Source organism: Bacillus nitratireducens (assembly GCF_001884135.1).
GTDB lineage: Bacteria > Bacillota > Bacilli > Bacillales > Bacillaceae_G > Bacillus_A > Bacillus_A nitratireducens.
This window is the reverse complement of record NZ_MAOC01000086.1, coordinates 62,339-75,666: the sequence shown is the minus strand read 5'-3', so window position 1 is coordinate 75,666 and position 13,328 is coordinate 62,339. Positions and strand designations below refer to the sequence as shown.

The 13,328-nt window shown below is 36.1% G+C and carries 14 protein-coding genes; 6 read left to right on the top strand and 8 right to left on the bottom strand.

The genetic code is table 11. The annotated features are described in order from the left end of the window. Positions 1-64: 64 nt before the first annotated feature. The 4 genes from BAU23_RS23785 to BAU23_RS23770 all read right to left on the bottom strand — a co-directional run bounded on the left by BAU23_RS23785 (position 65) and on the right by BAU23_RS23770 (position 2,398). Positions 65-733, bottom strand: coding sequence for an LSm family protein (locus tag BAU23_RS23785; protein WP_001004264.1), 669 nt, complete (start codon positions 731-733; stop codon positions 65-67). 178 nt (positions 734-911) lie between these two features. Beyond that, positions 912-1,355 carry a hypothetical protein gene (locus BAU23_RS23780; RefSeq protein ID WP_000844288.1) on the bottom strand — a complete coding sequence of 148 codons (444 nt, stop codon included), beginning with the start codon at positions 1,353-1,355 and terminating at the stop codon, positions 912-914. A 21-nt stretch (positions 1,356-1,376) separates the two neighbouring features. Beyond that, entirely contained in the window at positions 1,377-1,910 is a 534-nt protein-coding gene (locus tag BAU23_RS23775; protein ID WP_000051836.1) for an LSm family protein, read from the bottom strand. Positions 1,911-2,158: 248 nt separating this feature from the next. Next, positions 2,159-2,398 carry a helix-turn-helix domain-containing protein gene (locus BAU23_RS23770; RefSeq protein WP_002074296.1) on the bottom strand — a complete coding sequence of 80 codons (240 nt, stop codon included), beginning with the start codon at positions 2,396-2,398 and terminating at the stop codon, positions 2,159-2,161. A gap of 182 nt (positions 2,399-2,580) precedes the next feature. Between BAU23_RS23770 and BAU23_RS23765 the strand changes: the two genes are divergently transcribed. Next, positions 2,581-2,949, top strand: a complete 369-nt coding sequence (locus tag BAU23_RS23765) for a hypothetical protein (RefSeq protein ID WP_000235488.1) — start codon at positions 2,581-2,583, stop codon at positions 2,947-2,949. Positions 2,950-3,213: 264 nt separating this feature from the next. Here BAU23_RS23765 and BAU23_RS23760 read toward each other — a convergent pair whose 3' ends face one another. Then, a complete protein-coding gene (locus BAU23_RS23760) occupies positions 3,214-4,263 on the bottom strand; it encodes an NAD(P)/FAD-dependent oxidoreductase (RefSeq protein ID WP_016128264.1) in 1,050 nt (349 codons plus the stop codon). Positions 4,264-4,583: 320 nt separating this feature from the next. Between BAU23_RS23760 and BAU23_RS23750 the strand changes: the two genes are divergently transcribed. The 3 genes from BAU23_RS23750 to BAU23_RS23740 are packed head-to-tail and all read left to right on the top strand — an operon-like array spanning position 4,584 to position 7,594. Next, positions 4,584-5,501, top strand: coding sequence for an iron-hydroxamate ABC transporter substrate-binding protein (locus BAU23_RS23750; RefSeq protein WP_000732562.1), 918 nt, complete (start codon positions 4,584-4,586; stop codon positions 5,499-5,501). A 48-nt stretch (positions 5,502-5,549) separates the two neighbouring features. Continuing rightward, positions 5,550-6,590, top strand: a complete 1,041-nt coding sequence (locus BAU23_RS23745; protein WP_000823045.1) for a FecCD family ABC transporter permease — start codon at positions 5,550-5,552, stop codon at positions 6,588-6,590. Further along, positions 6,587-7,594 (top strand): FecCD family ABC transporter permease, encoded by a 1,008-nt coding sequence (locus BAU23_RS23740; RefSeq protein ID WP_071735256.1) that lies wholly within the window; start codon positions 6,587-6,589, stop codon positions 7,592-7,594. Before BAU23_RS23745 ends, BAU23_RS23740 begins: the two co-directional genes overlap by 4 nt. A gap of 41 nt (positions 7,595-7,635) precedes the next feature. Here BAU23_RS23740 and BAU23_RS23735 read toward each other — a convergent pair whose 3' ends face one another. Genes BAU23_RS23735 through mtnK form a run of 3 tightly spaced genes read right to left on the bottom strand, consistent with a single transcriptional unit; the run spans position 7,636 to position 10,608 of the window. Beyond that, positions 7,636-8,277, bottom strand: coding sequence for an L-fuculose-phosphate aldolase (locus BAU23_RS23735; protein ID WP_000926609.1), 642 nt, complete (start codon positions 8,275-8,277; stop codon positions 7,636-7,638). A gap of 51 nt (positions 8,278-8,328) precedes the next feature. Next, complete coding sequence (gene mtnA, locus BAU23_RS23730) at positions 8,329-9,369, bottom strand: S-methyl-5-thioribose-1-phosphate isomerase (RefSeq protein WP_000840491.1); 1,041 nt, start codon at positions 9,367-9,369, stop codon at positions 8,329-8,331. Between the two features lie 12 nt (positions 9,370-9,381). Then, positions 9,382-10,608 carry an S-methyl-5-thioribose kinase gene (gene mtnK, locus BAU23_RS23725; protein WP_000033233.1) on the bottom strand — a complete coding sequence of 409 codons (1,227 nt, stop codon included), beginning with the start codon at positions 10,606-10,608 and terminating at the stop codon, positions 9,382-9,384. Between the two features lie 590 nt (positions 10,609-11,198). On the opposite strand from mtnK, the gene ahpC reads away from it, so the two are divergent. Together ahpC and ahpF are read left to right on the top strand one after the other, a co-directional pair. Then, a complete protein-coding gene (gene ahpC, locus BAU23_RS23720; RefSeq protein ID WP_000924419.1) occupies positions 11,199-11,762 on the top strand; it encodes an alkyl hydroperoxide reductase subunit C in 564 nt (187 codons plus the stop codon). Between the two features lie 14 nt (positions 11,763-11,776). After that, positions 11,777-13,303, top strand: coding sequence for an alkyl hydroperoxide reductase subunit F (ahpF, locus tag BAU23_RS23715; protein ID WP_071735254.1), 1,527 nt, complete (start codon positions 11,777-11,779; stop codon positions 13,301-13,303). The last annotated feature ends 25 nt before the right edge of the window (positions 13,304-13,328 follow it).

Genomic DNA, 13,328 nt, shown 5'->3' with positions numbered 1-13,328 from the left:
AAAAAAATAAGCTCGACCTTTTCTTCCACATATATAAAAGAAAAAGCCAGCCCTTTAAACTAGCTTACGGACAATGGACAGATTTCACATGTTGAATATTCACATACATTTTTGCGTCACGTGCTTTTAATATTTCAATATGTCCTTCATCAATTTTCGCCATCTTTCCGATTTTGTTATATTCCTCACCTAAATCAAAAACCATAATTTTCCCAGCCATTTTAATAAGCTGTTCTTCAAATGTTCTAGCTAAAGTAATATTTAATGGATTTACGGGGAGTTCATTTTTGTTGAGGGAATAAGGTACTTGGTTCTCTTTATAAGGAATTAACCATTTCAAATGCTTTAAAGATATATATACCGTTTTATAAACCGGGCTATAAAAAACAATATAATCGTTCATTACACTTGTAACATAACCGTGTATTGGAGCATTTCCTGCCACATAAATTTCTGTAAAAATCCCTTTAGATGTGCTTAATACTTTCCTCAAAGAAATTGAAGGTGATTCTCTCTTAATTACAGAGTCCACATCTGGTTTTAATATTTCTTCATCATGCCCTCTCAAAAATTTATAATATTGGACATGGTATAAAGATATATACACATAGTCTTGTCCATTGTAAAGAACTACAATATCATTTCCTACATCAATTAATATACCTCTAAACCTTTTTTCACCGATTAATTTAACGTATATATTTTCCCCAATGTTCTTGTTTAACTCATTCATCTATATCCTCCTTTCTATGAAATTGCGCTTTTCTGTCTTCCATTTCAAAAAAATAATCAGGGGCAATGTTCTGTCTTTTAATAGTAAGAATTCTTTTTCATATACCGCGAAATTATTGCAGCGAAATATGAAATCGTTCTTCACTTTCAATCATAATGCCCCTCTTATTTATTAAACATTATTCTTCTTCATTCTTTTTACTTTTAACTACTTGACTCACACTCTTAATATGAGAATTAATTACATAAATGACCTCATCACCGTTTACTAGTGTAATACTTCCATCATGTATATCACTTAATAAACCTTCCACACACTCTGGTCCACCACGATTAATCTTTATCCATTTATACTTCAAGTCATTTAATACATCTAAAAAAGTATCTTCATCAGCATAGAAACATGAACCATATTCTCCTTGTGCTTCTTTCACTTTCCTGACTAGACTCTTCACATGTTTCAGCTGATAATACACTAATTCTCCATGGGGTAATTGTAGTGTAAGATAATCTTTTCCTAACAATAACAGTACACCTACTCGACTTTCCGGTCCGCGAAGATTTACTTTTACATTCTCACCGACTAAACCTTTGATTTGATCACAGCTTACTACACTCTTCAAGTTCATACCCTCCTTTCTGTATTATCTTCCTCTACTTGATTGTCTTAGTGCACGAGCTCGACTTGAATTATTGCTGTTTTCATTACTTTTCTCATCGCTACTCTCATCACTACTCTCATCGCTCTCTCCACTTACTGGTGCATTATAATTAACACTTTTAATATGAGATAGTGCAATTAATACAACTTCTTCTTTTATAATTAACGTTACATAATCGCTAGAAACATCTTGTAAAATACCTTCAATTTTCTCTGGACCGCCACGATTAATTTTCACCCAGCGGTATTTGAAGCCTTGAAGTAGCGTTTCAAAGTCTTCCGCACTGTCTTCTTCCGACCATACGGAATCACCTATCCCACCATCTTTCGTATTTTTTGTAATGCTTTTCAGATGGCGAAGCTGGTAGTAATGGTACTCTCCTTTTTCATTCTGTAATACGAAGTAGTCCGCATATACTGATACTATTGCTCCTTTTTGAGATTCTGGTCCACCTCTGTTTATTCTTACATAAGATCCAATTAAATTTTCCAAAAAATCCCAATTAAATAAACTCACGAGAAAACCCCTTCCATTAATTTATAAGCTTTTGCACTGATAGTATATGTATCTGTACAGGTTATGTTCGCTATGTTTGTCCCCGCTATGAAAAAATATGCTTTTAACTAATAGTACTAATCCCTATAAAATCTTCTTTCCCTTAAAGTAACTCTAAGTTTTTGAATGACTTTTTCACCCCTTAATATAAAAAGCCCCCGTATTAAGATACATTTCTGCATATCTTAATACGGGGGCTTTTTATAAATTTAATCTTCGTCTTTAACATCCATATCTTCTGGAATTGGTTCGTTTAATATTTCTTCCACTAACTGCTTATATTTCTCCATTTGTTCTAAATGTGTATTAAACTGTTCCTTGTTTATTAAATATTGCTCTCCATCAAACAGTGCACGAACTTTCTTTTGCTGAATTAAATCTTCAACGTACGATTTGGGTAAATTCAAATACTCCGCAGCCTCTTCTATCGTTATATACAATGTGTTCATTCCTTTATTATTTTTTCATATATATACTGTATCTTACTTTATTTTTGTAAACAAATAAAAAAGATTTTGTAAATACAAATTAAAAAGCAGGTAGATGCATTCCATATATTGTATAATAGTATAGTAAGTATTTTTTTAAATATAGAATGGTATTACCCATTTACACAAAGGAGAGTTAACATATGGCTACTCGTCACATCATTACAATGTTAGAAAAAACATTACGAGTTGAAACAGACAACACAATTTCTCATCTATCTAATTCTTTATCCGATCGTATTCTTTCACAAAGTGCAGCAGTACATGAAAACAATTGCTATCATACAATTGGCGAATGGTACAAAAATCATTTCTTATTCCAACAAGATGATTTCCTTTGGGCTAAATACGTTTTCTATGACGCATATTGTGAGGCTATAAAAAAACAAGGTCATCTTACAAAACGCGTTCGCCAAATATTAGAATCATTAGCTCGAAAACACGGAAAACAATACATTGCGTCTATACTAAATATGCCATTTCCTAATGAACAGGAAAAAGGGACAGCATAAACCAATCCTAGATTCATTGTTTTCTAGAGAGATTACAAATAAAACGTTCATGTCACATGAACTAATGAAACCGGTGTCATTATCATGATTGAAAATATAGTAAACAGGAAAACCCCCACTTACATCTCTCATCTAATCGAATAGAGAAGTAAGTGGGGGTATACTTGTTCCTTTATCCCGCTATTTGTGGGAAATAAAAGCCCGATTGGTGCGGGCTGATAATCAGTAGGGGGATGGCCCCCCACTAATTAAAGTTTCACCTTATTATTTTATCATCTGCTTAATCAATTCTCGATTTCTCTTCTTAAATACCTCATTATGAGAAGAAACCATACCATACTCACTTGCATCTGGTTGAATAAATTGTTTCGCTTTATTCACAGCATTTCCAGCATCTTGGAATGCCCCTGCAATTAAATGTAATTTTCCGTCATGCTTTAAAATATCTCCAGCAGCATATAATCCGTCTACCGAGGACTCACTATTTGCATTCCCTGCAATAAAGTAATTATCTACAATTGCGACATCTAGCTCACTATTTTCCAATAATGTAATGTCACGTTCATATCCATGATTAATAATAACTTCATCGATAGATAACTGAGAAACCTCTTCCGTTTCATGATTTGTTAATTCTACATATTCAATCGTTTCATGGTTATCACCAGCAATTAATTTTGTAATCGATGTATTAAAGAAACATTCTGCTGAACTATTCATAAGTTGTTTAACTTGTGCCTCGTGACCAGATAATTCTTCTTTTCTATATGTTAAGTACACTTTTTTCGCGATTGGTTCTAATTCATTTGCCCAATCAATTGCAGAGTTCCCTCCACCTGAAATAATTACCGTTTTATCTTTGAAACGTTTTAACGATTTAACTGTATAATTTAAATTTGAGACTTCGAATCTCTCCGCACCTTCAATTGACAACTTTTGTGGATTCAATATACCACTCCCAGTTGCGACGATCACCGTTTTTGAAAAATGTTCTTCACCATTGCTTGTTTTCAACGTAAAAATACCATCTTTATTACGAATAATTGATTCTATTTTTGTATTCAATACAACTTCAGGCTGAAATGTTAATCCTTGTTGTACAAGTTGCTCAATTAATTTCTCGCCAGTAACCGGTAATAATCCGCCAATATCCCAAATCATTTTCTCCGGATAAACATGTATTTTACCACCTAACTGTGGTTGAAATTCTATTATTTTCGTTTTCATCTCTCTTAGTCCACTATAAAAAGCTGAATAAAGCCCCGCAGGCCCTCCGCCTATCACGGTTACATCAAACAATTCTTCTTGATTCATTCGTGTTCACTCCTCAGCTATTAGTCATTGATTATCATTCTCAATAAAATATAACCTGTTTCCGCAAAATTTACAATCAAAATTACTATTGACAATACACCTATATAAAATTATATTATTTAAAGAATCAATAGTGATAATCATTATCAATTTGTTAATTATTAGCAACTGTGAGATTACATCTTCTCTCATTAATATGGTCAATACTATATTGTAAAATCTCATATTCAAGACTTTTGTATTACCACTACTCTTTCAAAGAGATTGCAGTTAAACAATTTATTGTATATCACATATCATCTATCCAAAGGAGAAAGACGATGAAAAAATTATTTATTTCACTAACAGTTCTGTTCGTCCTTGTTATGAGTGCTTGTAGCAATGGTTCAACAGACAAGAAGAACGACGCAAAAGGTAAGAAGTCAGAAACAATTACATACCAATCTGAAAATGGTAAAGTTGAAGTTCCAGCAAATCCACAACGTGTTGTTGTCCTATCATCATTCGCTGGTAACGTAATGTCATTAGGTGTAAATCTTGTTGGGGTAGATTCATGGTCTAAACAAAACCCACGTTTTGATAGCAAGCTTAAAAATGTTGCTGAAGTATCAGATGAGAATGTTGAAAAGATTGCAGAATTAAATCCAGATTTAATCATTGGTTTATCTAATATTAAAAATGTTGATAAGTTAAAGAAAATCGCTCCTACTGTAACATACACTTACGGAAAAGTTGATTACTTAACACAACACTTAGAAATCGGTAAATTATTAAATAAAGAAAAAGAAGCAAAAACTTGGGTTGATGATTTCAAGAAACGTGCACAAACAGCTGGAAAAGACATTAAAGCTAAAATCGGTGAAGATGCAACAGTTTCTGTTGTTGAAAACTTCAACAAACAGCTTTATGTATACGGCGAAAACTGGGGCCGTGGAACAGAAATTCTTTACCAAGAAATGAAATTAAAAATGCCTGAAAAAGTAAAAGAAAAAGCTTTAAAAGAAGGATACTACGCATTATCTACTGAGGTATTACCTGAGTTCGCTGGTGATTACTTAATCGTAAGTAAAAACAAAGATACTGATAACTCATTCCAAGAGACAGAATCATATAAAAACATTCCAGCAGTAAAAAATAATCGTGTATATGAAGCGAACATGATGGAATTCTATTTCAATGATCCACTTACATTAGATTTCCAGCTAGACTTCTTCAAGAAGAGCTTTCTTGGTCAATAATACAAACATGAGGAATTCTTAATTTAAGAATTCCTCTTCCTTTATTCTATGAAAAGAAAAGATGTGAAACGAATGACAAAAGATCACGATAATCCACGTTCCATGGCTTTTACATACAAATTAATTTTGAGTATCATTGCATTCTTTCTTATTTTTATGTTCGCAATGGTGTTAGGTGCTGCAGATACTTCTATAAAAGATGTATGGTTAGCACTCACTTCCTCCGCTAAAGGAGACAAAATATCTATTATTCGCGAAATACGTTTACCACGTGAAGTTGCCGCTGTTTTTGTAGGAGCTGGACTTGCTGTTTCTGGAGCAATTATGCAAGGATTAACACGAAATCCACTTGCAGATCCTGGATTATTAGGGCTATCTGGTGGAGCAAATGCTGCACTTGCACTAACACTTGCTTTCAACCCTTCTATAAGCTACCTTTACTTAACACTAGCTTGCTTTATCGGTGCTGCAATTGGCGCTATTATGGTATTTGGAATTGGCATGGTGAAAAAGGGCGGACTTTCCCCTCTTCGAATTGTATTAGCGGGTGCTGCAGTTTCAGCATTTCTACTTGCAATTTCAGAAGGCGTCGGCATTTACTTCAAAATTTCACAAGATGTATCACTTTGGACGGCTGGGGGCGTAATTGGAACGACTTGGAGCCAATTAAAAATTATTATTCCTGTTATTTCAATAAGTATATTTATCGCTATTTTACTTGCAAGGAAATTGACAGTCCTTAGTTTCAGTGAAGAAGTTGCTGTTGGACTTGGTCAAAAAATTATCGTCATTAAAACGATTTTATTTATCATTATTATCTTGCTTGCTGGCGCTTCTGTAGCACTTGTCGGAAACATGGCTTTTATCGGCTTAATGATACCGCATATGGTTCGTCCAATCGTTGGACCAGACTACCGTTTCGTTATACCAATGTCAGCGATCGCTGGTGCTTCCTTTATGCTGCTCGCAGATACAATCGGACGTACAATTAACGCTCCGTACGAAACACCAGTTGCTGCAATCGTCGCAATTGTAGGATTACCATTCTTCCTATTCATTGTACGTAAAGGAGGAAGAACTTTCTCATGATGCAATCTATTCTAAAGAAACAACGTCTTATCATACTCGCATTACTTATACTTACCATCACAACTATTGTAATTGGAATGGGGCTCGGTTCTGCCGCCCTCTCCTATGACAGGTTAATCCCAACGCTGATGGGACAAGGTACATTTAAAGAAGAATTCGTTTTATATTCTTTACGACTACCTAGAATTGTCATTACATTATTAGCTGGTATGGCTCTCGCTTTATCAGGGGCTATCCTGCAAGGCATTACCCGAAATGATTTAGCTGAACCTGGTATTCTCGGAATCAATTCTGGAGCTGGAGTCGCTGTTGCTGTTTTCTTTTTATACTTCCCAATAGACGTAGGTTCATTTCTTTACTTACTACCAGTCGTTGGATTTATCGGTGCGTTTCTAACAGCTGTTCTAATTTACGTATTTTCATATAGCAAATCCACAGGCCTTCAGCCAATACAATTAACATTAACCGGTATCGGTTTTTCATTTGCACTATCTGGAGCGATGATTGTCCTTATTTCATCCGCTGATCGTATGAAAGTGGACTTTATCGCAAAATGGATTGCCGGAAACATTTGGGGAGATGACTGGACATTTGTTTTAGCAATGCTTCCATGGCTAATCGTATTAATCCCATTTGTCTTCTATAAAGCAAATCGATTAAATATACTAGCACTAAACGAGCCAGTCGCAATCGGTGTTGGAATTGAAATTGAAAAAGAACGAAGATACTTATTAATCGCAGCCGTTGCACTTGCTGCCGCTGCTGTTTCTGTAACAGGAGGAATTAGCTTTATTGGACTAATGGCTCCTCATATCGCAAAATCTTTAGTAGGTCCAAGGCATCAAATCTTCATGCCAATCGCCGTTTTAATCGGCGGGTGGTTATTGCTACTAGCGGATACAATCGGACGAAATATCGTCGAACCTAACGGCATCCCCGCAGGTATTGTCGTTGCTTTAATTGGTGCCCCTTACTTTATGTATTTGTTGCTTAAGAAGGCATAGAAACACCCTCAAGAGTAAAATCTTGAGGGTGTTTTTTCATTCTACTGCTGCCCATACCCTTCAAACTTCTTCGCCAAATTCGCCATCTCATCTTCTGGCAATAATTTCGGCTCTCCGACGCTTTTCGTTTGATAATAAATTTGCGCACAAAACTCAATTTCTTCCGCAACAGTAAATGCCATTTTTATATTATTCGCTCCGGCCATTAAACCATGGTTCGCAAGTAAAACAGCACGGCGATCAATCATGCCGTCGAAAGCAGCCTCTGCTAATTGCTTCGTACCAAATGTTTCATACGGTGCACAGCGCACATTCGGGCCTGCGAAAGCAATTAAATACGATACAGCAGGAAGTTCCCATCCTAATGACGCAATCGTCTTCGCATAAGGTGAATGTGTATGCACAAGCGCATTTATATCTTCACGATTTCTATAATAAATCAGATGCATATCTAGTTCACTTGACGGTTTTCTCTCACCTTCTACTACTTCACCATCTAAGTTTAATATTACTACATCTTCAGGTTTTGTTTCATAATACTCTAAACCACTTGGGCTAATCGCAACAAGACCTTGTTCACGATTGAAAATACTAATATTACCCCCAGTCCCCTTTGTTAAACCACTAGAGATCATTTTCTTTCCATACGCTACAATTTCTTCTCTTTCGTTTTGTAATAACATATACATCCCCCTAAGTATGAAGCTTATGATGACTGACTATATATCTACTTACTAAAATAGCTTTTTTAAGTTCTCTGTAAACGGCGCTTCCACAATCCCTTTTTCCGTAATAATCGCTGTTACATTTTCATATGGCGTAACATCAAATGCCGGATTATATACTTTACTTTCTTTCGGAGCAGAATATTGTCCGAAACGATTGATTACTTCAGAAGCATCTCTTTCTTCAATTGGAATTTCTTTTCCTGTCGGTGTTTTCAAATCAATTGTCGGTGTTGGTGCTGCTACATAAAACGGAATGTTGTAGTATTTAGCTAAAATAGATACGCCTAATGTTCCAATTTTATTTGCTACATCCCCGTTTGCTGCTACGCGGTCACATCCAACGATTACCGCATCAATTTTCCCTTGTGACATGACCATTGCTGCCATATTGTCTGTAATGACCGTTACATCGATTCCCGCTCGCTGTAGTTCCAATGCTGTTAACGTTGAACCTTGTAATCTAGGGCGTGTTTCATCCGAATAGATTTTTAAGTCCCATCCTTTTTCTTTCGCTAAGTACATTGGAGCTGTCGCAGTACCGTACTTCGTCGTTGCTAACGCCCCTGCATTACAATGCGTTAATACTCCCATGCCATCACGGAATAATGTTAATGCGTGTTCTCCAATTTGACGGTTAATTTCTTCATCTTCTCTATGAATCTCTTTTGCCTCTTCTAATAATCTATCTTTCAACTGCACAATTGATAAGTGAGCATTCTCTTTCGCTACACTTTCCATTCTTTCAAGTGCCCAAAATAAATTTACTGCCGTCGGTCTTGAGGTTGCTAAATATGCACATACCTTTTTTACTTCCTCTATGAATTCTTCCGCCGAACTTTCAGCAACTTCCTTTACCCCTAAATACACACCATAGGCTGCTGAAACACCTATTGCCGGCGCTCCTCGTACTTTCATTACTTGAACCGCATCCCAAACACCCTCAGCCGTTTTAAAAGATTCATAGACTACTTCGTTCGGCAATACCGTTTGATCCAACAACACTAAAGCATCATCTTTCCACTGAATTGGTATTAATTGCTCTGCCATCATCTTCTCCCCTTATTTCGCACTATGCATTTGTTTTCTTAACGTTTCTACAAAGCTGCTACCTGTTTTATATCGATTCGCTTGTAAAATAAACTTCTTCGCTGCCTTAAGACAAATTCGCTCCGCTCTAGCACGCGCTGCATCATTCTCCATACAAGTAATATCCTTTACCTTCGCTAGACCAACAATACGACGAATTAACTCAAGACCCGTCACTGCAGCTGTATCCTCTAATATAGATTGTAAATAAACTTGGTTAAAGCCTTCTTCCTTCGCCATAACCTCTGTCACATGAATATCCCAAGCATCTAAGAACTTCTTCTTAAATAAATCAATTACATCAATCATGGTAGATTCTAGCCAGTTCATATATGTATCTTTCTCCATACCAGATTGCATCACTGCATCTGCATTCACCCATGCAAACATTAAATTTGCCATTATATTCCCAACGTCATATCCCATAGGTCCATAAAAAGCAAATTCAGGATCAATAACCTTTGTAGAATCACTTTTTACAAAAACAGAACCAGTATGTAAATCACCGTGAAGTAGCGCTTGTGCATTCGTCATAAAAGAAAACTTAAGTTTTGCTACTTCCATACGAAGTTCTTTATCACTATAAATATGCTCTCTAATCCAACCCTCATTTAATTGAAACAATTCGTTGCGTTTATTATGATTTGTAAACGGCTCTGAATATACGAGGTCCTCTGTAATCTCACATAACTCAGGATTTATATAATTTTTCACGAGTTCCTTCTTCTCTTTATGATTCATTACAACATCTGATGTTAATAGAAGAGTATTTACCATAAAAGTAGTTAAATCATCAGCAAGCCTCGGAAACATTTGATGATTTATGAGTGCTGTACGCAATATTGTGTGATCTGATAAATCTTCCATCACGCAACAATTCATCACACTATCAAACAAATATACATTTGGCACCAGTCCAGATGCTAACTCTCCTTCTAATCGCAAAACATCTGATTCTATACGGATTCGATTCGTCGACAACTTAAACTCATCTGAAATACGCGCTGTATCCCCAGCTTGCTTTACAATGACAGAAATGTTCTTCTGTTCATCCCAAACGCGGAACACATAATTTAAATTACCATCACCTATTTCTTTACACTTTAGCCCCTTTGCATGCTCGAACCTAGGTAATTTCTCTTGCACATATGCAATCACATCTTTAGCTTCCATTAAAAAATACTTCGTGAACTTAGACATGGTTTCCCCTCCACACTAAATGTAAACGTTTTCTAAAAGAAGTAAAAAATAATAGACTGAAGTTTTTTCAATCTATACTATATCTTCTCTATTGCAATACATATCTCGCTTTTATTATATCTTGTTAGAAATGAGCGTCAATGTTTCTATTTCTCATTGCAATATACTTCTTATTATATATATTTATGATGACAATAATTGTTCACAAAGATTCCGATACATTTTGTTTTATTTATCTCACAATTCTTTGTAAAATAGAAGTAAGCAGTTCCTTTTCAAATCTACAACTTCTAAGAAATATTTCCTTCCTAAGAATTTATACTTACACCATGTCTCTAACATACACACTACTCTTTCAAACACTCATTGAAAATTTATGACTTGAAAATTACCTTTTAATTCCCTAGTAGCCTTAATTGAGAATAAATATTAATTAAATTGGTATAAAGTTGGTTTATTCTCTTGACAAAATAACCACTTCTATATGATAATTAATATCGAATTAGAATTATTATAGTTAATTAAAAAATATATTTTATGAGCAAACTAATTTCCGATGCTCAAAACCAACCTTTAGGAGGAATTTTAATATGTTATTAATCGGCACAGAAGTAAAACCGTTTAAAGCTAATGCTTACCATAATGGAGAATTTATCCAAGTTACTGACGAAAGTTTAAAAGGAAAATGGAGCGTAGTTTGTTTCTACCCAGCAGACTTCACATTCGTTTGTCCAACTGAACTTGAAGACTTACAAAACCAATATGCAACTCTAAAAGACTTAGGCGTTGAAGTATACTCTGTATCTACAGACACTCACTTCACTCACAAAGCATGGCATGATAGCTCAGAAACTATCGGCAAAATCGAATACATTATGATTGGTGACCCAACTCGCACAATCACTACAAACTTCAACGTTTTAATGGAAGAAGAAGGTCTTGCTGCTCGTGGTACATTCATCATCGATCCAGACGGCATTATCCAATCTATGGAAATCAATGCTGACGGTATCGGCCGTGACGCAAGCATTCTTGTTAACAAAATTAAAGCAGCTCAATACGTACGTAACAACCCAGGTGAAGTTTGCCCAGCTAAATGGCAAGAGGGTTCTGCAACACTTAAACCAAGCCTTGACCTTGTAGGCAAAATCTAAGGAGTTCGATCAAAATGATACTAGATGCAGATATAAAAACACAACTATCCCAATACCTTCAGTTAATGGAGAACGATATTTTACTTAAAGTAAGCGCAGGAGACGATAACGTATCTAAAGATATGTTAGCTCTAGTAGACGAATTAGCTACTATGTCATCTAAGATTACAGTAGAAAAAGTTGAATTAGAGAGAACACCAAGCTTTAGCGTAAATCGCCCTGGTGAAGACACTGGTGTCGTATTCGCTGGTATTCCATTAGGACACGAATTTACTTCATTAGTGTTAGCTTTACTTCAAGTTAGTGGACGTGCTCCAAAAGTTGAACAAAAATTAATCGATCAAATCAAAAACATTCAAGGCGAATATCATTTTGAATCTTATATCAGCCTAAGTTGTCATAACTGTCCTGATGTTGTACAAGCTCTTAACGTAATGAGCGTTCTTAACTCTGGTATTACACATACTATGATTGATGGCGCTGCATTCAAAGAGGAAGTAGAAAGTAAAGACATCATGGCAGTACCAACTGTGTACCTAAACGGCGAATCTTTCGGAAGCGGTCGTATGACACTTGAAGAAATTTTAGCTAAAATGGGTAACGGTCCAGATGCATCAGAGCTTTCTGATAAAGATCCATACGATGTTCTTGTTGTTGGTGGCGGCCCTGCTGGTGCAAGTGCAGCAATTTATGCAGCACGTAAAGGCATCCGCACTGGTATCGTTGCTGAGCGCTTCGGTGGTCAAGTAATGGATACTATGGGCATTGAGAACTTCATCAGCGTAAAACGCACTGAAGGTCCTAAGCTAGTAGCAAGTCTTGAAGAGCACGTAAAAGAATACGACATCGATGTAATGAATCTACAACGTGCGAAACGTTTAGAGAAAAAAGAACTTATTGAAGTGGAACTTGAAAACGGCGCTGTTCTGAAAAGTAAGAGCGTAATCGTTTCTACAGGTGCTCGCTGGCGTAATGTTGGCGTACCAGGTGAAGCTGAGTTCAAAAATAAAGGTGTAGCATACTGCCCACACTGTGACGGTCCATTATTCATCGGAAAAGACGTAGCGGTTATCGGCGGAGGTAACTCTGGTATCGAAGCAGCTATCGACTTAGCAGGTATTGTTAAGCATGTAACTGTTCTTGAATTCATGCCAGAATTAAAAGCTGATGCTGTATTACAAGAGCGTCTTAAGAGCTTACCAAACGTAACTGTTCTGAAAAACGTTCAAACGAAAGAAATTACTGGTACTGATAAAGTAAACGGTATTTCTTACATCGATCGTGAAACTGAAGAAGTTCATCACGTTGAATTACAAGGTGTATTCGTACAAATCGGTCTTGTGCCAAACACAGACTGGTTAGGCGAAACAGTTGAACGCGCTCGCGGTGAAATCGTAACAGACAAGCACGGCGCTACAAACGTACCAGGAGTGTTTGCTGCAGGTGACTGTACAAATAATCCTTACAAACAAATCATCATCTCTATGGGTTCAGGTGCAAACGCAGCTTTAGGTGCATTTGATTACTTAATCCGTAACTAATTATATAGACGTGAGTTTAAAAAAA